Raw genomic sequence first — 22463 nt, forward strand, 5'->3', positions numbered from 1 at the left:
GCAATTTGCCAATTGAATTGTAAAACAACCTCTACCTTCGCGGGGGAGGTTATTTTTTTGGAAGGGAGGAAAAAAGAGATGAAGATGACAAGTAAAAAGATGAAAGATGAGTTAATAAAGAAATTATCTCGCCCAGAATGGGACTTTCAGTATGATAGTGAGAAAGAAGTTTTACGTATTGAACAAAAAGACTCCAAAAAAGGTATTAACGTATCGCTTCCAGGAGTTGTGGCAAAATGGGAAGTGAACAAGGAAAAGGCAATTGAAGAAGTTGCTTATTACGTACAAGAAGCGCTAATTGCGATGCATAAAGAAGAAAATAGCGAAGCGAAAATTTTACCTGTTATTCGCTCTACTTCTTTCCCGAAACAAGCAGAAGAAGGAAATCCGTTTATTATGACGGATCATACGGCGGAAACACGTATTTACTACGCGCTAGATTCGAATAAAACGTATCGACTAATTGATGAGCGTCTATTACAAAAATTAGAACTTACAGAACAGCAAGTGCGTGAAATGGCATTATTCAACGCACGCTCATTAGGTTATGAATTTAAACAAGACACAGTAGCGGGTAATACATTCTACTTTTTAAACACAAATGATGGGTATGACGCGACTCGTATTTTAAACGAATCGTTACTACAATCGATGCGTGAAAAGATTTCTGGTGACATGGTTGTTGCTGTTCCTCACCAAGATGTATTAATTATTGCTGATATCGTCAACGAAATCGGTTATGATATTATTGCACAAATGACAATGAAATTTTTTGCCGAAGGGCATGTTCCGATTACATCACTTTCATTCGTATATGAAGATGGAGAATTTGAACCAATCTTTATTTTAGCGAAAAATCGGAAGAAGACAGATGGAAAAGAGAAAGGATGAACGAAGTGAACGTTTTTTACAACCTTGAAGGAATTGGTGACACTTTAATTGTTGCCTTACAAGATATTACTTTAGAGAACCGTACTTTTGATCGCAAAGGAGATGTTGCACGCGTATATGATCGTGAAAGCAATGTAACAGCAGGATTCAACATCTTTAATGCATCTTCTTACTTAGAAGTAAAAGAAACAGGCAACCTTACATTAACGAAAGAGCTTGTAGAGAAAATCAACGAAATTTTAGCGAAGAATGGCTTTGAAGAAACAGTAGAAGCAGATCTTTCTCCGAAATTTGTTGTAGGCTATGTAGCTGAAAAAGAAAAGCATCCAAATGCTGACAAGCTAAACATCTGTAAAGTAGAAATCGGTACAGAAACATTACAAATCGTATGTGGTGCACCAAACGTTGATGCAGGACAAAAAGTTGTCGTTGCAAAAATTGGTGCTGTAATGCCAAGTGGTATGTTAATTAAACCAGCAGAACTTCGCGGTGTTCCTTCTTCTGGAATGATCTGCTCTGCACGTGAATTAGAGCTTCCAGATGCTCCACAAGAAAAAGGTATTCTTGTATTAGAAGATAGCTTTGAAGTTGGACAAGAGTTTAAATTTTAATTGATATAAGAAAAGAGAGGTTGTCCTTTTGGGCAGCCTCTCTTTTTTTACATTCTTTGTCGGTAAATCGAAATTTCGTGTTGAATCGTTGATATATTGAGAGTTGTGATAGATATATTTGAAAAATCGTTGATATATGTAGAGTTACGATAGATATATTTGAAAAATCGTTGATATATGTAGAGTTACGATAGATATATTTGAAAAATTGTTGATATATTGAGAGTTTTGACAGATATATTCAAAAAATCATTCATATTATAAGGATGTCACCTTTTTCACAAAATCTATATTGTATTTTATAAACAATCTAGTTAAAATTTAGAAAAATAGAAGGGGATAGACTTATGAAACAACAACCAAAAATCGCAGAACTTCTGAAACGAATTGAAACTTCAAAACAGCAAGATATCGAGTTAGGTTCTTATGAAATCTATTTGTTTAGTGAAATTGAATTAGAAAAAGGACAAATCGGCTATCGATATGATAAACATAAAAATTCATTAATAAGTGAAGAAAACGGAAAATGGAAAGAAGAATGGATTGTTATCGGATATGAAACAGATATGGGGGACCCAGTTTTCGTAAATGTGTCTGATGATGCGTATTTCGTTTATACTGCAGAGCGTGGTACAGAAGCGTGGCAACCCGTTCATATTGGAAATATGGATGAGATTATAAAACAATTATAAAAAACTTTGAGACCGGTGCAAAGTGATGGGAGAAAAACATGAAGTATATAAAAATAATGAGCATGATTGCATTCATTGGCATATATATGGGAGGTTGTTCACAAGAACAACCGAAAAAAGAGACAACATCTTCTATAAAAGAAACAAGCGAAAATAAAAAGGTAGACGCACCGGTAGAAAAGCAGCAAGAAGAACAAGAAAAGAAAGAAGAACCGCAAGCAGTTCAAACAAATGAGCAAGTGGAGCAAAAGCAGGAGGAAGTGCCGGCCGAAGAAAAGAAAGAGGAATCTACGCTAGCGCAGCCAGCAGAGCAACCAGTGCAAAATAATGAACAAAAAGTAGAGAGTAATGAAAAACAAGGAAAGTTTCTCGTTGTTATTGATCCGGGACACCAACAAAAAGCAAATTTAAATTTAGAGCCGATTGGGCCAGGAGCAACGACGCAAAAATATAAAGTGACAGATGGTACAACTGGTGTTGTGACGAAAAAAAGAGAGGCTGTTCTTGTATTAGAAATGGCTTTCGTATTAAAAGAAAAGTTAGAAGCAAAGGGAATGCAAGTATTGATGACGAGAACGTCACAAGATGTTGATATAAGCAATAAAGAACGTGCGACATTGGCGAATGATCATAAGGCGAATTTATTTTTACGTCTTCATGCAGATGGTTCTGAAAATCCGAATCAAAGTGGATTCGCTGTATTGACGCCGGCAGAAGGAAGTCCGTATACGAAAGAGATTTATGCGGAAAGTCTTCAAATCTCTCAAACGATAGTAAAAAAAATGAGAGAAAATCAGCAAGTGAAAGTAAATGGAATTAAATTCAGGGATGACCTTTCGGGATTCAATTGGTCCAAAGTACCTGGCGTACTATTAGAACTTGGGTTTATGTCAAACCATGAAGAAGATAAAAAATTATCTGACCCGCAGTATGTAAATTCTTTATTGCAAAGTGTAACGGATAGTGTAGATGAATATCGGAAGAGTAAAGCTTAAACGCAGTCTTACATGTAAGACTGCGTTTTTCCATATGAAAACACTCGTAAATTAGAATATTATGGATAAATATGACATGCTTAATTTTACCTGCACTTTTTGCCGAATGCTGATACAATAAAGGATGTTACTATTTAGTAGAAAGAGTGGTAAGCATGTTAGATTGGATGAAAAAGCTGTTTAACAAAGAGGAAGAACAAACAGCGATGAATAAAGAAGTACCAAAGCAAATTGAAAGTCAGCCGAAAATTCCTCGTGTAAACCACTACACTGAAGCAAGAGAAGCACAAATGGCAAGTAGGAATGCAGGTAAATGCCGTTTTCCTTTAGTACCGGATAATGGGTTCGATGAAGAGGATGAAAGCGAAGTAAATCGCTTTGAAGAACAACCTGTTCAAGGAGTAGCATATGAAGAACCGACTGCCCAAAGAGGAATAAAGGTGGAAAGAAGCAGACGACCGTATGTGGAAAAGGTTGTTTCTACATATGAAGAACCGGAAGTGCAATATGAACCGGTGCGGGAGTCTGTCGTTAAAAAGGCATCTGCACCTTCGCAAGAGAGTAACCGTAGACCATTTCGTCCAACAGAAATGATTTCGCCAATTTATGGATATAATCGTCCTTCAGTAGAGAAAAAGGAAGAAAAGCAGGAGGAAGTAAAGGAAAGAGAAGACCTTGAAATATCTGTAGAGGGTAAATCAGTCGTTGATGCATGGTTAGAGAAAAAAGGATATAAATTATCTGATTTCTCAGAAGGACAAGCACCAACTTCTTCTAGTCATAGAGCTGCTAACCAGCAAGGAGAGCAACAATATGAAGAGAATAAAAAGGAAGAAAAGTCAGTAGTTGATCAATGGCTAGAGAAAAACGGTTATGAAATCGAACGCCAAGTGCCTTTAGTAGAAGAAAAAGAAGTGATTCAAGAAATGAGTACACCGCAGGAAGTTTCAGCGGATGAATTACTTCATAAAACAGTAGCTGAGCAGATGGAAAGTGCTAAGCTAGAAAAAGATGTAGTGGTGTTAAACGAAAACAATCTACAAGAAGAATTAGTAGCTTCTAAAGTAGAGCACGAGGATACAATATTATCAGAAGAAATTAAACGTAACACAGAAATAAAACAACCTACTATTGAAGTAGAAAAGCAAGCTCCAGAAGAATCAGTGATTGTCAAAGCAGAAGAAAAACTTGAAGAAACAATCATTGTGGAAATACCAGAAGAAGTGTCAAAAGTAGAAGTAATTGCAGAAACGGAAGAGCTTGAAGAAGTAGTTATGGAAACAGAGGCACCTGAAGAAGTGGAAGTAATTGCGGAAGCAAAAGAGCTAGAAGAAGTGGAAGTAATTGCAGAAACGGAAGAGTCAGAAGAAGTGGAAGTAATTGCGGAAGCAGAAGAGTCAGAAGAAGCTGAAGTAATTGCAGAAACAGAAGAGTCAGAAGAAGTGGAAGTAATTGCAGAAACGGAAGAGTCAGAAGAAGTGGAAGTAATTGCGGAAGCAGAAGAGTCAGAAGAAGCTGAAGTAATTACAGAAACAGAAGAGTCAGAAGAAGTGGAAGTAATTGCGGAAGCGAAAGAGTCAGAAGAAGTGGAAGTAATTGCAGAAACGGAAGAGTCAGAAGAAGTGGAAGTAATTGCGGAAGCAGAAGAGTCAGAAGAAGCTGAAGTAATTACAGAAACAGAAGAGTCAGAAGAAGTGGAAGTAATTGCGGAAGCGAAAGAGTCAGAAGAAGTGGAAGTAATTGCGGAAGCGAAAGAGTCAGAAGAAGTGGAAGTAATTGCGGAAGCGAAAGAGTCAGAAGAAGTGGAAGTAATTGCAGAAACAGAAGAGTCAGAAGAAGTGGAAGTAATTGCAGAAACAGAAGAGTCAGAAGAAGTGGAAGTAATTGCGGAAGCAGAAGAAACAGAAGTGATTGCAGAAACAAAAGCGCCTGTAGTAGAGACATTTGTAGCACTTGAGGAAATTCAGCAAGAAGATGAAGCAATTGAACAAAAGAGTGAATTCATACATGTTGCTGAGGCTGATGAACAAACGAAGAAAGATGTTCAAAGCTTTGCGAATGTTTTAATTGCAGAAACAGAGGAAAATAGACGAATTGTAGAAGAAGCGCAGGTCGCAGAAGAGCAACGAGTTGTAGAAGAAGCGCCAGTCGTAGAAGAGCAACGAGTTGTAGAAGAAACACCAATCGCAGAAGAGCAACCAGTTGTACAAAAAGAAGAACCAAAACGTGAGAAAAAACGCCATGTACCATTTAATGTTGTTATGTTGAAACAAGATAGAACACGATTAATGGAAAGACATGCAGCTAGAGCAAATGCAATGCAGCCTTCTGCTAATGTACGAGTAGAGAATAAGCCAGTACAACAAGAGGTAGCAGAACCACAAGTGGAAGAACGCCCAGTGCAGCAAGTAGTAGCAGAACCACAAGTGGAAGAACGCCCAGTGCAGCAAGTAGTAGCAGAACCACAAGTGGAAGAAAACCCAATGCAGCAGGTGGTAGTAGAACCACAAGTGGAAGAACGTCCAGTGCAGCAGGTGGTAGTAGAACCACAAGTGGAAGAGCGCCCAGTGCAGCAGGTGGTAGTAGAACCACAAGTGGAAGAGCGCCCAGTGCAGCAAGTAGCAGAACCACAAGTGGAAGAGCAACCAATGCAGCAAGTAGTGGTAGAGCAAGTACAAAAGCCAATTTCAAGTACGGAAGTACAAGAGAAAGCATATGTTGTAAATCAAAGAGAGAACGATATGCGAAATGTATTGCATACACCACCGACATATACTGTTCCACCATTAGCGCTGTTGTCGATTCCACAGCAATCAGCGTTAGATAATACAGAATGGTTAGAGGAGCAGAAAGAATTATTAGATACAACGTTTAATAATTTTCACGTTGGCGCACATGTTATTAATGTATCGCAAGGGCCAGCGGTAACTCGTTTTGAAGTACAGCCAGACCCAGGTGTGAAAGTAAATAAAATTACAAACTTAAGTGATGATATTAAGTTAAGTTTAGCTGCGAAAGATATTCGTATTGAAGCGCCGATTCCAGGGAAGAGTGCAATTGGAATTGAAGTTCCAAATAAAGAAAGCAAGCCAGTATTTCTTCGCGAAATTTTAAGAAGTCCTGTATTCACAAAGAGTGAATCACCGCTTACTGTTGCGCTTGGACTTGATATTTCAGGGGACCCAATTGTAACGGATATTCGAAAAATGCCGCACGGACTTATTGCGGGTGCAACGGGTTCAGGTAAAAGTGTGTGTATTAACGCGATTTTAACGAGTATTTTATATAAAGCGAAACCACATGAAGTGAAGTTAATGTTAATTGATCCGAAGATGGTTGAGCTTGCACCATACAATTCTGTTCCGCATCTTGTAGCACCTGTTATTACGGATGTAAAAGCAGCGACAGCTGCATTAAAATGGGCAGTTGAGGAAATGGAACGCCGTTATGAATTGTTTGCACACGCAGGTGCTCGTGATTTAACTCGCTACAATACGATTGTAAGTGAGCGAGAAATTCCAGGAGAGACATTACCTTATATCGTTATTGTCATTGACGAGTTAGCCGATTTAATGATGGTAGCACCTGGTGATGTTGAGGAAGCGATTTGTCGTATTGCGCAAAAAGCACGTGCTTGTGGTATTCATTTATTAGTAGCGACGCAGCGTCCATCTGTAGATGTTATTACAGGTTTAATTAAGTCAAACATTCCAACGCGTATTGCGTTTACTGTATCATCTCAAGTTGATTCGCGTACGATTATTGATATTGGGGGCGCGGAGAAATTACTTGGCCGTGGTGATATGTTATTCTTAGGGAACGGTACATCTAAACCAGTTCGTGTACAAGGTGTATACGTATCGGATGATGAGATTGAAAAAACAGTTGATCATGTGAAAAAGCAAATGAAGCCGAATTACTTATTTAAGCAAGAGGATTTATTAGCGAAAACAGAACAAGCTGAGTCGGAAGACGAATTGTTCCTTGATGCATGTCAATTTGTTGTAGAACAAGGGGGAGCGTCCACATCTTCTGTACAGCGAAAATTCCGCATCGGTTATAATCGCGCGGCACGTCTCATTGAAGAGATGGAATCGCAAGGAATTATTTCTGAAGGTAGAGGAACGAAACCGAGAGATGTCCTTATTTCTGAGGATGAATTTGCCGCTATGCAGGAAACAAATGTATAGTAAACGGTTTTGCTGTATACTAAGAGAAAATGTTGGATAGTAAAGTAGGGAGTAAAGCGACATGAAAGAAATTGAATTAAAATTAAAAGGTGAAATAAATAGACTAACAAATAAAACATTTAAATTTGACGAACGTGTTGGAGAAGGTTGGTTCTCTGCCGTTTACTTTTTAAAAACTAGAGAAATCATCGAAGAATTTCGCCCGAAAAGTGTTGTAACGATGCAATTTTTCCAAAAGGAAAATGCAGTTCTTTGCGGAACGGATGAAGTAATTGCATTGCTACAAACATTCGCTAAAAATCCTGAGGAACTTGAAATTAACTCTTTAAAAGATGGCGATAAAATTAGTCCATTTGAAACAGTGTTAACAATTCATGGTCCTTATGAAAATTTCGGATTTTTAGAAGGTGTCATTGATGGGATTTTAGCTCGTCGTACATCGGTTGCGACAAACGTATATAACGTTGTCCAAGCTGCGCGTAGCGTAGATAAAGAAAAACCAGTTATTTTCATGGGAGACCGTGATGATCATTATACACAACAAGCTGGTGACGGTTATGCAGCATACATCGGAGGTATGAGCGCACAAGCGACGCATGCGATGAATGAATGGTGGGGCAAAAGTGGTATGGGGACGATGCCTCACGCATTAATTCAAATGTTTAATGGTGATGTTGTGGAAGCGGCAAAAGCATATCATAAGAAATTCCCAGAAGATGAATTAGTTGTATTAATTGATTACAACAATGATGTCATTACAGATGCACTTCGCGTAGCGCGTGAATTTGGATCAACATTAAAAGGTGTACGTGTAGATACGTCCCGCACGATGATTGATCAATACTTTATTCGCCACCCAGAAGTACTTGGAACATTCGATCCACGTGGTGTAAACCCATCGCTTGTATTCGCACTTCGTAAAGCACTTGATGAAGAAGGATTCCAGCATGTAGACATCGTTGTAACTGGTGGATTTGATGAGAAGCGTATTCGTGAATTTGAAGCTCAAAACGTACCTGTTGACATATACGGGGTAGGAAGTAGCTTATTAAAAATGAATATTGGCTTTACTGGTGATAATGTAGAACTAAATGGGAAACCAGAAGCAAAAGCTGGTCGTAAATATCGTCCAAACCCACGTTTAGAGCGTGTTCAATTAGAAAAAAGAGAAGAGATGTAAAAGAGAGAAAAACTGATAGGTGATTGACCCTATCAGTTTTTCTGTTATCATAGTATAGCGGCTTCTTTTTTGCTATAATGGACTTATTATGGACATATAAAGAAGTACGTACGAGTTTATCCTGATAAGTGAAGGGAAAGAATAACTTCACTACATCAAAAATGTATGATGATTACCAAAATAAGAAAAGATTCATATACTGTCTTATAGATAGGCCGTTGTATTAGTTCGAAATGTTGGAGGTTCTTTAAGATGACAGTTTACCATTTTGTAGGAATTAAAGGAACAGGAATGAGTTCATTAGCGCAAATTCTTCATGATATGAAGCATACTGTTCAAGGGTCTGATTATGAAAAGCGTTTCTTTACACAAACAGCGTTGGAAAAGCGTAGTATCTCGATCCTTCCTTTTGATAAGAATAATGTAGAAGAAGGACAAGTGATTATTGCAGGAAATGCATTTCCTGATACGCATGAAGAAATCGTAGCAGCAAAAGAATTAAACATCCCAGTCCATCGTTACCATCATTTCTTAGGTGACCTGATGAGCCAATACACAAGTGTTGCTGTAACTGGTGCACACGGAAAAACATCAACAACAGGTTTGTTAGCCCATGTAATGCAAGGTGCACACCCAACATCTTACCTTATTGGAGATGGAACAGGGCATGGGGTAGAAAATAGTAAGTATTTTGTATTTGAAGCTTGTGAGTATCGTCGTCATTTCTTGTCTTATAATCCAGACTATGCAATTATGACGAATATTGATTTTGATCATCCAGATTATTTTGCAGACATCAATGATGTATTCAGTGCATTCCAAGAGATGGCATTGCAAGTGAAAAAAGGCATTATTGCATGTGGAGATGATGAAGAACTTCAAAAAATTCAAGCGAAAGTACCTGTTATTTTCTATGGATTTGGAGAAGATAATGATTTCCAAGCACGCAACATTCAAAAGAGAACAGATGGTACGATATTTGATGTATTCGTTCGTAACACGTACTATGATACGTTCAAAATTACAGGATACGGCAATCACAGCGTATTAAATGCGTTAGCAGTAATCGCGCTTTGCCATTATGAAAATGTTGATGTAGAAGCAGTAAAACATCAATTAACAACTTTTGAAGGCGTAAAACGTCGCTTTAATGAAAAGCCGATGGGAGAGCAAGTAATCATCGATGACTACGCACACCATCCGACAGAGATTAATGCAACGATTGAAGCTGCTCGTCAAAAACATCCAGAGCGTGAAATTGTCGCTGTATTCCAGCCACATACATTCTCACGTACAGAAAAGTTCTTAGATGAGTTCGCAGAAAGCCTAAGCAAAGCTGACCAAGTATACTTATGTGATATTTTCGGATCAGCACGTGAAAACAAAGGTGAATTAACAATCGAAGATCTGCAAAAGCGTATTGACGGTGCAGAATTAATTACAGATACAACAACGGATGTATTAAAGAAACATAAAAACGGCGTTCTAATTTTCATGGGCGCAGGTGACATCCAAAAATTCGAAGCGGCTTACGTAAAAGAAGTTCAAGTTGCAGAGAAATAATAGAAAAGACGCATAGCTTGGCTGTGCGTCTTTTTTATGTTGTCGTGGTTGTGAATTAATGTTGAAACGTCGATATATATGGAGTTGTGTTCGATATGTTTCAAAAATCGTTGATATATTGGTACGCGTTTTGAAATATAAATGTTAGAATAATAAGAAAACTAAAAAGGGGATTAAAAAACATGTTCACACTCCGAGTAGATGACGAAATCGAACTACAATTACTAGAAAAACATCATAAAGAGGAATTATATCAATTATTAGATCAAAACCGTAATCATTTACGGAAATGGCTCCCTTGGGTAGATGGGACAAAATCTGCTGATGCTTATGATGAAATTTTTCCGATGTGGTTAAAGAAGTTTGCAGAGGGAGACGGTTTTGAAAGTGGTATACGTTACAAAGGAAAGCTCGTTGGGATGGTAGGCATTCATCCAGTGAGCTGGGGGAAGAAAGCGACGAGTCTTGGGTATTATCTTGCAGAAGATGCTGGAGGGAAAGGTATTATGACGCGTAGCGTAAAGGCTGTACTTCACTATGCATTTGAAAATTTAAAGCTGAATAAAATTGAAATTCGGTGTGGTGTTGGAAATGCGAAAAGCCGCGCAATTCCAGAACGTTTAGGATTTAAGTTAGATGGTATTTTACGAGATGAAGAATGGCTATATGATCATTTTCATGATATCGCTGTATATAGTTTACTAGCTTCAGAATGGAAAGAGATTCGATGAACGAGAAGATTCGTATTGTTCCATATGAAAGTACGTTTCAAGAGGAAGTAGTAGATCTTATCGTTCATATTCAGCAAAAAGAGTATAATGTTTCAATTACGAAAGAAGAGCAACCTGATTTACTTGAAATAGAAACATTCTATCAAAAGGATCACGGAAACTTTTGGGTAGCAATTTATGATGGTAAAGTAGTTGGAACAGTAGCTTTATTAGATATTGAGAATCATCAAGTAGCGCTAAGAAAAATGTTCGTACAAAAAGAGTTTCGCGGAAAAGAATGGGGCGCATCACATATGTTGCTTCAAACAGCAATTTCATGGGCTGAGGATAAAAAATTGAAAGATATTTACTTAGGAACAACAGTAAAATTTTTAGCGGCACATCGTTTTTATGAAAAGAATGGTTTTCAAAGTGTGAGTATAGACGAGTTGCCGAAAAACTTTCCGGTGCTACAGGTAGATAAGAAATTTTATAGGTACATTGTGTAAAAGGTCATTTAGAAATGGCCTTTTTCTATGAACCAAAATGGAAATAGTGGTATAATTTGGATTAGGGGGTGTAGGTATGAACTTTCCAATTCAAAGAAGTAAGTCAGTAGTCATTTTCGTTTGCCTTACGTTAGTTTTTATGTTTATATATCCAATTGTCATGCTTTTCACTAATAAAGCGCATTGGATGTCAGCGTTGATTGGGATGGGTTTATGCTTCATTGTAAATGTACCACTCGTTTGGGAAGTATTTATTAAAAAACATAAAGTAGAAAATGGCGTATTAAAGTACGGTATTTTAAATGATGATATTGTATTAAAAGATGTGAGAATTATACGTCAGGTCGGAAAGTCTCTTGAAATTACGACGAATGCATATAAAGTACATATGGTTGCGATGCCGCAAGATATGAATGAATTTTTGGCGCTTATCGAAAAAGAAAATCCACATGTGAAAATAGAAATGGTGGGTAAGAAATGAAATACGTAAAACCTTTGTTTTGCTTAGAAATATTACTGGTGCTTGCTATTTGCACTAGAGTATATATGAAATGGGATTTGCCCTTATATATACCAATATTAATAAGTACTATTGCAGTGGCGCTTTTATATTATTTTCATTTTCAGCAAACAAAAAGTGAGAAAAGTAGCACTATGTAGTTAGGGGGATTAGAAATGAAAAAAGCCCTTATGTTATTTTTACTTCTGTTAACTGCATCCTTTCTTTTAATAGGGTGTAGTGCGAAGAAGGAAAAGGCTGATATGAACTTAGAAAAGGCACAAAAAGTTGAAATTGAATCACTTACTGATTCAAGTGAGAAAAAAGTAATTACCGATAAGAAAAAAATTGAAAAGCTGTTTGAAGTCATGAAAATGGATAAGTGGAAAATGCAATCGGCTCCTTTAGATACTCCGCAAGGGAAAACATTTACAATGTATCAAGAGGATACACCGAAATTATTGGATTCGAGTAAAGATAAAAAAGAGTTACATGAAATTGGTACGATGACAGTATATAAAGATGTCCCTTATGTCGAAGTTGAAATGAAAAATAAGAAAATGAGTTTTAAAGTGCCAGAAGATGTGGCGAAAGAGTTATTAAAGTATTAATAAAAAAAAACGCTCGGAAAAATCCCGAGCGTTTTTTTTATTATTTTAAGTTCTCTGGGTTTAAAGCTTCTAATTCAGGTACAACGAAGCGCCCGTCTTTACGGATTAGTACGTCGTCAAAGTAAATTTCGCCGCCGCCGTATTCAGGGCGTTGGATACATACTAAGTCCCAATGGATGTTCGAGTTGTTACCGTTCCATGCATCGTCGTAAGCTTGTCCAGGAGTGAAGTGGAAGCTGCCATCGATTTTTTCATCGAATAGGATGTCTCCCATTGGATGTAAGATGTATGGGTTTACGCCGATTGCGAACTCACCAACGTAGCGTGCGCCTTCGTCTGTATCGAAGATTTTGTTAATGCGTTCTGAATCGTTTGCAGTTGCTTCAACGATTTGGCCGTTCTCGAACTTAAGTTGTACATTTTCAAATGTATAACCGTTGTAAGGAGATGGTGTGTTGTAAGAAACTGTACCGTTAACAGAATCACGAACTGGTGCAGAGTATACTTCACCGTCTGGAATGTTTAAATGACCGGAGCATTTAATTGCTGGAATGTCTTTAATAGAGAATGTTAAGTCAGTTCCAGGACCAGTTAAACGAACTTTATCTGTTTTATTCATTAATGTAACAAGGCTGTCCATCGCCTTATCCATTTTACCGTAGTCTAAGTTACATACTTCAAAGTAGAAGTCTTCGAAAGCTTCTGTACTCATTTTAGCAAGCTGTGCCATAGAAGCATTTGGGTAGCGAAGAACAACCCAGCGTGTTTTTGGAACGCGAATGTCTCTATGAACTTTTTTACCAACTGTTTGGCCATGAACTTTCATACGCTCACTTGGAACGTCAGCTTGTTCATTAATATTATCGCCAGAGCGAAGGCCGATATAAGCGTCCATGTCTTTCATTACGCTTGCTTCATATGCAGCGATTTGTTCGAAATGTTCTTCAGTAGCACCCATTAATAAAGAGCGATCTACTTGATGATCTTTTAAAGAGACGAATGGGAAACCACCAGCTGCATATGCTTCTTTTACAAGTGCAGTTACAAGTTCTTTTTGTAAGCCAAAGTTTTCAATTAATACTTTTTCACCTTTTTGTAAGCGGATAGAGTAGTTAATTAAATTGTATGCTAACTTTTCAATACGTGGATCTTTCATATGTAAAGCCTCCCTACTAATTATGTATCCTCTCCTATTGTAACCTACTTAGTGGAATTTGTTGAATGATTTATGTTACAGTTAACGAATAAGTATGAAAATTCTAATGATGAGATAGGGATTAGAATGAAACGGAAAATGATTGTATAATAGGGGAAAGTATGAAAAAGATAAAGGAAGTGATGAAATGCAAGTTCTTTTATATGTAAGTGCGGCTATTATCGCGGTTGCTTTCGCAGTATTAGTAGTGTATGTATGTAGAACGTTGTTATCGGTTCAGAAGACGTTAGAAAACGTTGCAAGCACGTTAGAAGGTTTAGAAAAACAAATGCAAGGAATTAGCGTAGAGACAGAGCAATTATTACATAAAACGAATGCGTTAGCTGATGATATTCAACAGAAGTCACAGTCATTAAATAAAGTGGTAGCGGGTGTAGATGGGATTGGAACGACAATCCAATCTTTAAATACGAAGCTTCGTAATGTATCAGACTCTGTAACGGACGAAATTGAAAATAACGCTGATAAAGTAGCGCAAGTTGTACAGTGGAGCAGTGCGGCGATTGAAGTATACAATCATTACCGTGCGTCGAGACAAGAGAAGAAGGTTGAAAAAGAAGAGCGTAAATTAGAAAGAATTGAGAAAAAAGCTGAAAAGAAAGAGAAACGCTCTAGATTTCGTATGAGAGGTGAATCGTGATGAATATGACAAAACTTGAAACAATTGAAGAGCTTGAAGTCTTAGTAGAAAAGAACGAGCCGTATGTTCTTTTTAAACACAGTACGACATGCCCAATTAGTCACGGTGCATACACAGAATTTCAAGCGTATTGCAGCGAAGAAAGAGAAGTACCAGCGTATTACTTATACGTACAAGATGCGAGAGATGTGTCAAATCGTGTTGCAGAACAATACAGTATTAGACATGAATCACCGCAAGTGTTATACATAAAAGATGGGATGGTAGTATGGAATACATCTCATTGGAATATTAAAAAAGATGCTTTAGAAGAGAATATAAAGTAAAAAGAAGCAAGCTAAAGGTGCTTGCTTCTTTTTTTTTGTTTTTGTTGAAATATATTTAGTGGTACACTATTAATAGTTCAAACTAAATAACTAGATTGTTGAAAGTAGGTTTTAAGTAATGAAGAAAATGGCATTATCCTTCGCAGTCGTAAGTTTATTACTGGGAGCTTGTAGTAACAATAGTAATACGATTAGTAAGAAGGATGAAGTTATACAAAAAGATACAAAAGAAAAAAGTATGATTCCGAGAACTGCTGTTTCTAAAGATTATTATAGAACTGTTATTCCTTTAAAAGAACAAAAGGTTATTAATACAGCTAATATAAAAACAAATTCTAAATTAGATTTAGCAGAGTATGAAAATGGTTTAATAAATATTGCAACGCAGCAATTTGATACAGAGAGTCACGTACTGCAATTAAACCAGTATATTCCAGAGAAACTAATTGATGAACTAGTTGCGAAAGTAGAAGCGCCAGTTTTGACAAATATTATAGAACAAGATTATTTCGGAAAACAGAATTCAAATGAATTAAGTTTATCTGGTGTTATGATTGGCTTAGCTATGTCTTCAAGTGTATCGAATGAAGAGGCTATGTCTAAAGGGACTGAAGTTGCTAAACAACTTATTGAAGCTATTAACAAAAATGATAAATATAACAAATCTCCAATTACGTTTGCTATCTTTAAGCAAGAAAGTACAAGTTCTTTAAAAAATGGTACGTATATTGCTAGTGCTACTGTTCAAAAGAATGATACGAACCTTGGAAATTGGAGTACGATCGATGAAAAGTCGTATTCATATCCTTCTGATGAATTTACACAAGCACATGGAGAAGATAATACAAAAATAAATAACTTTGCTAAGGAAATAAAAGGTTTTTCTAATGGAGATTTTATTCCAGTCAACGCTAAAGTTTCTTATAAGAAAGATCAAATGGATACATTAAATATGAATATTGTTATTAAATATAACGGTAAAACAGAATTAATGGCTCTTACCCAATTGGCTGCTCAAGGCATGTTAGACAAATTGCCTAAAGATGCGAAAGTACAATTACAGATCAAGTCCGAGAGTAAAATTGAGGCCGTTATTATAAAAGAGAAAAACAGTGATAAACCGTTTGTTTCCTTCTTGTAAAAAAAGACAGTATGTAAACTGTCTTTTTTTTATTTTAAATGAAAATATATAATGTTTTTTGATAGTAATTCCTTGCTGTATATCGTGTGACAATCGTATATGTATCAGCTATAATAAATTATCTTAAAAAAGTAACATATAGGAATTTGAAAGAGGTGGCTTTCTTATGGCATCACAACAATTAGGTCGTTTACGTTCTGAAATTGATCAACTTAATTTACAAATATTAGAGTTACTAAACGAAAGAGGTCGTCTCGTACAAGAAGTTGGTAATTTAAAAGAAGTACAAGGTGTGAAACGTTTTGATCCTGTACGTGAAAGAAATATGCTGGATTTAATTGCAGAGAATAATAATGGTCCATTTGAAACTTTGACTTTACAACATATTTTCAAACAAATTTTTCAAGCTGGTTTAGAATTACAAGAAGACGATCATCGTAAAGCATTACTTGTTTCTCGTAAGAAAAAAACAGAAGATACGATTGTTGAAATTAATGGTGAAAAAATTGGTGACGGAAATCAGCATTTTATTATGGGACCGTGTGCAGTGGAAAGTTATGAACAAGTACGTCAAGTTGCTGAAGCAATGAAAGGGCAAGGTCTGAAATTAATGCGTGGTGGTGCGTTTAAACCACGTACTTCACCGTATGATTTTCAAGGTCTTGGATTAGAGGGATTACAAATTTTGCGCCAGGTAGCAGATGAATATGATTTGGCTGTTATTAGTGAAATTTTAAATCCGAATGATATTGAGATGTCATTAGATTACGTTGATGTTATTCAAATTGGCGCTCGCAATATGCAAAACTTTGATTTGCTAAGGGCAGCTGGTGCTGTGAATAAACCAGTATTATTAAAACGTGGTCTATCAGCAACGATTGAAGAATTCATTAATGCGGCAGAATATATTATGGCAAAAGGAAATGGGAACATTATTTTATGTGAACGAGGTATTCGCACGTATGAAAGAGCGACGCGTAATACGCTTGATATTTCCGCTGTGCCGATTTTAAAGAAAGAAACACATTTACCTGTCGTTGTCGATGTAACGCATTCTACAGGGCGACGTGACCTTCTCTTACCAACTGCAAAAGCAGCGATGGCAATTGGTGCAGACGCAATTATGGCTGAAGTACATCCAGATCCAGCTGTAGCTTTATCTGATGCAGCGCAACAAATGAATATACCGCAGTTCAATGATTTTATGAATGAATTAAAATCATTTGGAAGTAAATTATAAAAACTTTTAATGAGCTGTTCCAAAAAGGCATTTTGGAACAGCTTTCTCCTATTGGATAGCGACTGTCATTGTCGATTTTTGTTGGTAAGTTGATATATTAAAAAAATCGCTGATATAATTAGAGTTGCGGTCGATATATTTGGAAAATCGCTGATATATTTCGAGTTACAGTCGATATATTCGAAAAATCGCCGATATAAATTTCATTTACTATCGTACTGCTTAAAATAAGATTTCTACTAAGGAAACATCTATTTTTTTACAAAAAATGCCCTTTTTTCATAAAAAATACGAAAATACGAGAAAAGAAGCGAATTTTTTCGAAACTTTTGCGGGAAAATATTGTATGAGCCTGCGTTTTTATCGTATCATTAGTAAAAGGAAGAACTCGGGACGATTGGTGGCATCTGCAAATAGAGTTGATGTCTTTTTTTCATTCAAGTAACCGATACATAAAAATAGATAACAAAAATAGAAGGAGTGTACGATGAGATGAACGTAACAATATATGATGTAGCGCGTGAAGCGAACGTTTCAATGGCTACCGTATCACGCGTTGTGAACGGTAACCCAAATGTAAAGCCTACAACAAGAAAGAAAGTATTAGAAGCAATTGATCGTTTAGGATACCGCCCAAATGCGGTAGCACGTGGACTAGCAAGTAAGAAGACAACTACAGTAGGTGTTATTATTCCTGATATCTCAAATACGTTTTATGCAGAACTAGCTCGTGGAATTGAAGATATCGCAACAATGTACAAATATAACATCATTTTAAGTAACTCTGACCAAAACAAAGAGAAAGAGTTCCATTTATTAAATACGATGCTTGGAAAACAAGTGGACGGAATTGTTTTCATGGGTGAAGATATTACAGACATTCACATTGAAGAATTTAAAAAATCTCCAGTACCAATTGTATTAGCAGCATCATTTGATGAGCAAAATGAAACGCCATCAGTCAATATTGATTATACACAAGCAGCTTATGATGCAATGAAGCACTTTATCGAGCAAGGACATAAACGTATCGGTTTCGTCTCTGGTCCTTTCATTGATAAAGCGGGAAGCGCGAAGAAGTTACAAGGTTACAAAAAAGCTTTAGAAGAAGCAGGTATTTCATATGATGAAAATCTTGTAATCGATGGAGATTACACATATGACTCAGGTATCGAAGCATTCGAAAAGCTTTGGAGCAATGATGAAAAGCCAACAGCAATCTTCGTATCTTCTGATGAAATGGCACTAGGTGTAATCCATGCAGCACAAGACGCTGGATTAAACGTACCAACTGACGTAGAAGTACTTGGTTTCGATAATACACGCCTTGCATTAATGGTTCGTCCGCAGCTTTCAACAGTTGTTCAACCGATGTATGATATCGGTGCAGTAGCAATGCGTCTATTAACAAAGTATATGAACAAAGAAAAAGTGGAAGATCACACTGTTATCTTACCTCACCGTATCCAATTTAGAGATTCAACGAAGTAAGTATAAAAAAGCTCACAGCGATTGCTGTGAGCTTTTATTCGTATTCAGGATAGTATTTTTGTACGACTGCATTTACCATTTCGTCTTTCTTAACGTGTAAAAATCTTGCATACAATTCTTTTCCGGTTTCAAATGGGGTATCGTCTAATTCAAACACATGCAATAGTTTTCGAAACGTCCATGTTATTTGCTGGCCGTACTTATTATCGTACGTATGCTCAGACTGTATAGCGATTTGTTCGCCTAGTGCATGAGCTTTTTCCAAACTGTTTGCTTTAACAAGAATAATACTTTCTTCAAAAAGTGTATCGTGATTCTCTTCATAATACTCATCAATTTTCGTAGAATCAGTCTCACCAGAATGAACAGACTCAAATAATAATTTTACAGCGTACAGATTATGCTGCATGTTTCACTTTATAAATAATACTTGCGACAAGCGAAGCAGGTATTGTAAATACGTTACTTTGATAATGGTAATGTACTTGGGATTCTTCATAAGACATGTTGTCATATAGTTCGTTTTGTGAGACACTCATTTTTTTCTGTTTTTCTTTGAGCATTTTAATGTAGTTGTACTGTATTGGGACGAGAATGATAAAATAAGCTAATACGATTAGTGAAATCCAAATCATTATGAACACTCCCTTATAAAGAATATTTCTATATAACAATTATATCAATAAAAGAAAAATAACCATTTTTTTGTTGGAGCTAATTTTCTTCTAAAAATGCAAACAGTTCCTTTTGGTTTTTAAATTGTGATTAATACATGTTCGAGCAACATATTTCAATCCTTGTAATAATGCATCTACGTGAAAAGTATCATAATGAATTATATTTCCCTCTACCATCGGTTCGTCTTTTTGTAAGTTAATTGATATTTTTAGTACAGTTATATTACTTTGTAAATTTACAACTTCGATGTAAAAAAACTGTTTGTCTAAGTCAATCGTAACATAATCGAATCGTTCGGATAGCTCTAATTTATATGTAGTAGTATATTCCAAATGAAAGCCTCCTTATTGTATAAGTGTATGTTATAATGCCTTCGCTATAGATGGGGCTATTCCTTGTTATATGTCACATAAGTGCAAATTTAACTATTATAGGGCAATGTCATGTATAATAGAAAGAAAAGGCTTGTGAGGGGGGAAAAGAGATGATCGTTCTTTGGATAATTACGCTTTGTATGACTGCTATTTTTGCATATATGACGTTAAAACAAAATGGTTTAAAGCGATTTGTTCCAGGAAGTATTCTTGCAGGAATTGCCCTTATCACGTATGTAATTTCTATTTTTATTGAAAGTGTATCAGTAGATATGAGCACAAGTTTAATGTTTATTGGTATTACACTATTTGCAGGTAGCATTATGGTACTTATGGTTGCTGGTATTATTTTATTTATTCATATGAATTCGGAAACGTTATAGCATATAGAAAAGGCATGTCCTGAGGGGACATGCCTTTTTATCCGTTCAATTATGCTCTATCTTTAGAAGAGTTTTGCTGTTTTAGTAAGTCGCGAATTTCGCCAAGAAGTTCTTCTTCTTTTGTTGGTTCTGGAAGTTCTTCCTCTTTTTCTTCTTCTCTTTTAGATGTTAGTTTGTTGAAAACTTTAACAAACATAAAGATAGCAGCTGCAATAATTAAGAAATCAAAAATAGTTTGGATGAAGTTACCATACATAATAGATGATTTACCGAATGTAATTTTTAAATCTGTAAAGTCAACGCCACCTAATACCATACCAAGTAATGGTGTGATGATATCTTTTACTAAAGAACTAACGATTTTACCGAATGCAGCACCGATTACAACCCCGACAGCTAAATCGATTACATTCCCTTTGAAAGCGAATTTTTTAAACTCGTTCCACATGTGTTAATCCCATCCTTTCCACGATTCATTATGAAATTTATAATTCCTATCAACATATTCTATAGAAATTCACGAGAGAAATAAAGAGGGAATGGGAATGAAAGTAAATTCTGAAAAATGTATCCGTTTTAATTTTTGTTTACATCATCTAGTAAAGATTGTAGCATTTGCTGCGTTTTTAATCCTTCTAATCCATCTACAACGGGCTTTGTATCGCCTTGTACACACTCAATAAAATGATGAACAGCATCTTCAAAACCACGTTGTTTTAACGTCGTATCCCATGATGGGGAACCACTTTGTGAAACTGAGTTTTCCTGTTCAATTTCAAATGTATTCATATTTCTTACGCGAATGATTTTCCCTGGCGTTACAAGTTCAATTTGTTCTAAATTTGTACCGGCATGGCGATGCATTGCAGTAGAAAGTAACAGTCCACTTGGAGTTGTATATGTATGATGTCCGTAAAGAAGTTCATTCTTTTCATTGATTTGCATCATATTGTGAACGACGTTAAGGTCATCATTAGCTAACCAGCGAGCAGTATCTACAATGTGTAAATAATCATCTAACATAGTAAAGTCGTACGTATATGGCCCGACTTTATTTGTGCGATGCTTTTCAATTCGAATCCATGAAATATTATGAGCTTGTTCTTTTGCGGCAACATACATAGGAACGAATCTGCGATTAAATCCGACCATTAATTTTCGGTTATACTTCTCGCTTAACTCGACTAGTTGCTCAGCTTGTTCCACTGTAGCTGCTAGCGGTTTATCAACATAAACGTCGATCCCTTTTTTTAGAAGTTCAGAAACGATTTCATAATGCGATGCAGTTGAACTATGAACGAAGATTGCATCGCATTCCGAAGCTAACATTTCAATAGAATGAAAGTCTTGAATTCGGTATTGCTGGCAAACTTGTTTTCTTTTCTCTGCGTTAGGTGTAAACGCCCCTACAAAATTCCAATCAGTTTCTTTTGTAAGTGTTGGAAGATAGGCCTTTTGCGCAATACTTCCAAGTCCAATCATCCCAATTTTAGGTTTGTTCATGTTTATTCCCACCCTATTAATATTAATGTAACGGCTTAAATGTAGCATAGGGTGGGGGAGGAAGGCAAAAATTAGCTTTTTACTTACGGCCTTCTAACAAAATCTTCTCTATCTCCTCAAAGTGATGAGCGCGAGCATGCTCTAGCGGGGTAACACCATCATTGTCTGGAATATTTACATCTGCACCGTGCTCAATAAGAAGGCAAATGACTTGTTGCTGTGTTTCGTTTCCGTTACTTAGTACGATGGCTTCCATTAAAGCTGTCCATCCCAGGTTATTTACATGATTTACATCAATATTTGTTCGAGTGAGGAGTTCTTTTATGACGTCAATATAGCCATGTTCTGAAGCTGGGATAAGAGCTGTTCCGCCGTAACGATTTGTAATCGTAGGATCTGCACCAGCATCAATTGTTAGTTTTAAAATGTCTAAGTAACCTTCCGCACCGGCGTATAGAAAGGGATTATTTTTCATGTCATCTTGAATATTTACGTCCGCACCGGCTTTGATAAGCGCCTTTGCGGTTTTTACATCATTTTTGTATGTAGCAATCATAAGCGGAGTGCGTCCTTGACTATCCGTCGCATTTATATTTGCGCCTTGTTTTAGTAAAGATATAACAGTATTCGTTTCATTTTTTTCAGTAGCTGCTAGTAGTGCAGTCTCCATGTTTGCCATCTCCTTTTTTACTTCTTGTTCTTGCGAGCATCCTTGTAAAAAAATTACGCAACATATCATACTGAATGTTTTTTTGAACATGGAATTTCAACCTCCTAATTTCAACTGTAAAATAGGAACATTAAATTTTTATAAACTGACGCTAAAATTACTATAAAATCGCTTGAGTAATTGAACATATATTTTTATGCTTATAAATAATAAGGTTTGATAAAGTGAAACTTTAATCAGTGGGGGTTTTGTTCATCCCCCACTGATTATTAGTTGAACCAATCGGGCTTTTATGGGCAGTTGATCCCCCACTTAACTTCTTTGCTTTCTCTGAATTTTGAGGTCGGGAT

At 36.4% G+C, this 22463-nt stretch carries 24 protein-coding genes and 1 pseudogene; 18 read left to right on the top strand and 7 right to left on the bottom strand.

Annotated elements, in window-relative coordinates:
* Positions 1-78 precede the first annotated feature (78 nt).
* The 12 genes from IQ781_RS19525 (at position 79) to IQ781_RS19580 (ending at position 12451) form a co-directional block, all read left to right on the top strand.
* Positions 79-891 (top strand): DUF1444 domain-containing protein, encoded by an 813-nt coding sequence (locus IQ781_RS19525; RefSeq protein WP_139846835.1) that lies wholly within the window; start codon positions 79-81, stop codon positions 889-891.
* On the top strand, positions 888-1502 hold the full coding sequence (ytpR, locus tag IQ781_RS19530; RefSeq protein WP_001006770.1) for a YtpR family tRNA-binding protein: 615 nt from the start codon (positions 888-890) through the stop codon (positions 1500-1502). Before IQ781_RS19525 ends, ytpR begins: the two co-directional genes overlap by 4 nt.
* A 347-nt stretch (positions 1503-1849) precedes the next feature.
* Positions 1850-2194: a hypothetical protein gene (locus IQ781_RS19535; protein ID WP_000813326.1), complete on the top strand. Its 345-nt coding sequence runs from the start codon at positions 1850-1852 to the stop codon at positions 2192-2194.
* 38 nt (positions 2195-2232) lie between these two features.
* Positions 2233-3189 (top strand): N-acetylmuramoyl-L-alanine amidase, encoded by a 957-nt coding sequence (locus IQ781_RS19540; RefSeq protein ID WP_139846836.1) that lies wholly within the window; start codon positions 2233-2235, stop codon positions 3187-3189.
* Positions 3190-3344: 155 nt separating this feature from the next.
* On the top strand, positions 3345-7379 hold the full coding sequence (locus IQ781_RS19545; protein WP_242808152.1) for a DNA translocase FtsK: 4035 nt from the start codon (positions 3345-3347) through the stop codon (positions 7377-7379).
* A 61-nt stretch (positions 7380-7440) separates the two neighbouring features.
* On the top strand, positions 7441-8559 hold the full coding sequence (locus IQ781_RS19550) for a nicotinate phosphoribosyltransferase (RefSeq protein WP_000658370.1): 1119 nt from the start codon (positions 7441-7443) through the stop codon (positions 8557-8559).
* 252 nt (positions 8560-8811) lie between these two features.
* On the top strand, positions 8812-10122 hold the full coding sequence (gene murC / locus IQ781_RS19555) for a UDP-N-acetylmuramate--L-alanine ligase (RefSeq protein ID WP_000219468.1): 1311 nt from the start codon (positions 8812-8814) through the stop codon (positions 10120-10122).
* A gap of 182 nt (positions 10123-10304) precedes the next feature.
* Positions 10305-10853, top strand: coding sequence for a GNAT family N-acetyltransferase (locus IQ781_RS19560; RefSeq protein WP_000494681.1), 549 nt, complete (start codon positions 10305-10307; stop codon positions 10851-10853).
* Positions 10850-11341: a GNAT family N-acetyltransferase gene (locus IQ781_RS19565; protein WP_001003163.1), complete on the top strand. Its 492-nt coding sequence runs from the start codon at positions 10850-10852 to the stop codon at positions 11339-11341. Before IQ781_RS19560 ends, IQ781_RS19565 begins: the two co-directional genes overlap by 4 nt.
* A 76-nt stretch (positions 11342-11417) precedes the next feature.
* Positions 11418-11822, top strand: coding sequence for a PH domain-containing protein (locus IQ781_RS19570; RefSeq protein ID WP_001010641.1), 405 nt, complete (start codon positions 11418-11420; stop codon positions 11820-11822).
* Complete coding sequence (locus IQ781_RS19575; RefSeq protein WP_000878355.1) at positions 11819-12001, top strand: hypothetical protein; 183 nt, start codon at positions 11819-11821, stop codon at positions 11999-12001. The genes IQ781_RS19570 and IQ781_RS19575 overlap by 4 nt, the downstream gene beginning before the upstream one ends.
* A gap of 15 nt (positions 12002-12016) precedes the next feature.
* Positions 12017-12451, top strand: coding sequence for a hypothetical protein (locus IQ781_RS19580; RefSeq protein WP_000709855.1), 435 nt, complete (start codon positions 12017-12019; stop codon positions 12449-12451).
* Positions 12452-12491: 40 nt separating this feature from the next.
* On the opposite strand, the gene IQ781_RS19585 is transcribed toward IQ781_RS19580, so the two are convergent.
* Positions 12492-13607, bottom strand: coding sequence for an aminopeptidase (locus tag IQ781_RS19585; RefSeq protein ID WP_000654729.1), 1116 nt, complete (start codon positions 13605-13607; stop codon positions 12492-12494).
* 187 nt (positions 13608-13794) lie between these two features.
* Here IQ781_RS19585 and IQ781_RS19590 point away from each other — a divergent pair, with 187 nt between their 5' ends.
* From IQ781_RS19590 to ccpA, 5 genes are all read left to right on the top strand, one after another.
* The gene (locus IQ781_RS19590) at positions 13795-14307 is read left to right on the top strand and encodes a DUF948 domain-containing protein (protein ID WP_001197720.1); all 513 of its coding nucleotides are present in this window, start codon (positions 13795-13797) and stop codon (positions 14305-14307) included.
* Entirely contained in the window at positions 14307-14633 is a 327-nt protein-coding gene (ytxJ, locus tag IQ781_RS19595; protein ID WP_001057469.1) for a bacillithiol system redox-active protein YtxJ, read from the top strand. The genes IQ781_RS19590 and ytxJ overlap by 1 nt, the downstream gene beginning before the upstream one ends.
* 118 nt (positions 14634-14751) lie before the next feature.
* A complete protein-coding gene (locus tag IQ781_RS19600; RefSeq protein WP_000738025.1) occupies positions 14752-15774 on the top strand; it encodes a CamS family sex pheromone protein in 1023 nt (340 codons plus the stop codon).
* 166 nt (positions 15775-15940) lie between these two features.
* Positions 15941-17014, top strand: a complete 1074-nt coding sequence (locus IQ781_RS19605) for a bifunctional 3-deoxy-7-phosphoheptulonate synthase/chorismate mutase (protein ID WP_139846839.1) — start codon at positions 15941-15943, stop codon at positions 17012-17014.
* Positions 17015-17506: 492 nt separating this feature from the next.
* The gene (gene ccpA, locus IQ781_RS19610) at positions 17507-18505 is read left to right on the top strand and encodes a catabolite control protein A (RefSeq protein WP_001103297.1); all 999 of its coding nucleotides are present in this window, start codon (positions 17507-17509) and stop codon (positions 18503-18505) included.
* A gap of 34 nt (positions 18506-18539) precedes the next feature.
* Here the strand turns inward: ccpA and IQ781_RS19615 are convergent, their stop codons facing one another.
* The 3 genes and pseudogenes from IQ781_RS19615 to dhp61 all read right to left on the bottom strand — a co-directional run bounded on the left by IQ781_RS19615 (position 18540) and on the right by dhp61 (position 19515).
* Positions 18540-18902 (bottom strand): DUF4288 domain-containing protein, encoded by a 363-nt coding sequence (locus tag IQ781_RS19615; RefSeq protein WP_033693599.1) that lies wholly within the window; start codon positions 18900-18902, stop codon positions 18540-18542.
* A gap of 1 nt (position 18903) precedes the next feature.
* Entirely contained in the window at positions 18904-19140 is a 237-nt protein-coding gene (locus IQ781_RS19620; RefSeq protein ID WP_000637902.1) for a DUF3949 domain-containing protein, read from the bottom strand.
* A 79-nt stretch (positions 19141-19219) separates the two neighbouring features.
* A pseudogene (gene dhp61 / locus IQ781_RS19625) lies at positions 19220-19515 on the bottom strand (protein Dhp61).
* A 152-nt stretch (positions 19516-19667) separates the two neighbouring features.
* On the opposite strand from dhp61, the gene IQ781_RS19630 reads away from it, so the two are divergent.
* On the top strand, positions 19668-19940 hold the full coding sequence (locus IQ781_RS19630; RefSeq protein ID WP_000636589.1) for a DUF3917 domain-containing protein: 273 nt from the start codon (positions 19668-19670) through the stop codon (positions 19938-19940).
* A 49-nt stretch (positions 19941-19989) separates the two neighbouring features.
* Here IQ781_RS19630 and mscL read toward each other — a convergent pair whose 3' ends face one another.
* From mscL to IQ781_RS19645, 3 genes are all read right to left on the bottom strand, one after another.
* Entirely contained in the window at positions 19990-20388 is a 399-nt protein-coding gene (gene mscL, locus IQ781_RS19635; protein WP_000267003.1) for a large-conductance mechanosensitive channel protein MscL, read from the bottom strand.
* Positions 20389-20516: 128 nt separating this feature from the next.
* The gene (locus IQ781_RS19640) at positions 20517-21443 is read right to left on the bottom strand and encodes a Gfo/Idh/MocA family protein (protein WP_139846840.1); all 927 of its coding nucleotides are present in this window, start codon (positions 21441-21443) and stop codon (positions 20517-20519) included.
* A 79-nt stretch (positions 21444-21522) separates the two neighbouring features.
* Positions 21523-22203, bottom strand: coding sequence for an ankyrin repeat domain-containing protein (locus tag IQ781_RS19645; RefSeq protein ID WP_139846842.1), 681 nt, complete (start codon positions 22201-22203; stop codon positions 21523-21525).
* Positions 22204-22463: the final 260 nt, after the last annotated feature.

Origin of the sequence: Bacillus sp. N447-1 (assembly GCF_022701035.1) — a bacterium.
Taxonomy (GTDB): Bacteria; Bacillota; Bacilli; order Bacillales; family Bacillaceae_G; genus Bacillus_A; species Bacillus_A cereus.

Coding starts and splice junctions, on each gene's coding strand:
- IQ781_RS19525 (WP_139846835.1), top strand. CDS start 79: ATGAAGATGACAAGTAAAAAGATGAAAGATGAGTTAATAAAGAAATTA.
- ytpR (WP_001006770.1), top strand. CDS start 888: ATGAACGAAGTGAACGTTTTTTACAACCTTGAAGGAATTGGTGACACT.
- IQ781_RS19535 (WP_000813326.1), top strand. CDS start 1,850: ATGAAACAACAACCAAAAATCGCAGAACTTCTGAAACGAATTGAAACT.
- IQ781_RS19540 (WP_139846836.1), top strand. CDS start 2,233: ATGAAGTATATAAAAATAATGAGCATGATTGCATTCATTGGCATATAT.
- IQ781_RS19545 (WP_242808152.1), top strand. CDS start 3,345: ATGTTAGATTGGATGAAAAAGCTGTTTAACAAAGAGGAAGAACAAACA.
- IQ781_RS19550 (WP_000658370.1), top strand. CDS start 7,441: ATGAAAGAAATTGAATTAAAATTAAAAGGTGAAATAAATAGACTAACA.
- murC (WP_000219468.1), top strand. CDS start 8,812: ATGACAGTTTACCATTTTGTAGGAATTAAAGGAACAGGAATGAGTTCA.
- IQ781_RS19560 (WP_000494681.1), top strand. CDS start 10,305: ATGTTCACACTCCGAGTAGATGACGAAATCGAACTACAATTACTAGAA.
- IQ781_RS19565 (WP_001003163.1), top strand. CDS start 10,850: ATGAACGAGAAGATTCGTATTGTTCCATATGAAAGTACGTTTCAAGAG.
- IQ781_RS19570 (WP_001010641.1), top strand. CDS start 11,418: ATGAACTTTCCAATTCAAAGAAGTAAGTCAGTAGTCATTTTCGTTTGC.
- IQ781_RS19575 (WP_000878355.1), top strand. CDS start 11,819: ATGAAATACGTAAAACCTTTGTTTTGCTTAGAAATATTACTGGTGCTT.
- IQ781_RS19580 (WP_000709855.1), top strand. CDS start 12,017: ATGAAAAAAGCCCTTATGTTATTTTTACTTCTGTTAACTGCATCCTTT.
- IQ781_RS19585 (WP_000654729.1), bottom strand. CDS start 13,607: ATGAAAGATCCACGTATTGAAAAGTTAGCATACAATTTAATTAACTAC.
- IQ781_RS19590 (WP_001197720.1), top strand. CDS start 13,795: ATGCAAGTTCTTTTATATGTAAGTGCGGCTATTATCGCGGTTGCTTTC.
- ytxJ (WP_001057469.1), top strand. CDS start 14,307: ATGAATATGACAAAACTTGAAACAATTGAAGAGCTTGAAGTCTTAGTA.
- IQ781_RS19600 (WP_000738025.1), top strand. CDS start 14,752: ATGAAGAAAATGGCATTATCCTTCGCAGTCGTAAGTTTATTACTGGGA.
- IQ781_RS19605 (WP_139846839.1), top strand. CDS start 15,941: ATGGCATCACAACAATTAGGTCGTTTACGTTCTGAAATTGATCAACTT.
- ccpA (WP_001103297.1), top strand. CDS start 17,507: ATGAACGTAACAATATATGATGTAGCGCGTGAAGCGAACGTTTCAATG.
- IQ781_RS19620 (WP_000637902.1), bottom strand. CDS start 19,140: ATGATTTGGATTTCACTAATCGTATTAGCTTATTTTATCATTCTCGTC.
- IQ781_RS19630 (WP_000636589.1), top strand. CDS start 19,668: ATGATCGTTCTTTGGATAATTACGCTTTGTATGACTGCTATTTTTGCA.
- mscL (WP_000267003.1), bottom strand. CDS start 20,388: ATGTGGAACGAGTTTAAAAAATTCGCTTTCAAAGGGAATGTAATCGAT.
- IQ781_RS19640 (WP_139846840.1), bottom strand. CDS start 21,443: ATGAACAAACCTAAAATTGGGATGATTGGACTTGGAAGTATTGCGCAA.
- IQ781_RS19645 (WP_139846842.1), bottom strand. CDS start 22,203: ATGTTCAAAAAAACATTCAGTATGATATGTTGCGTAATTTTTTTACAA.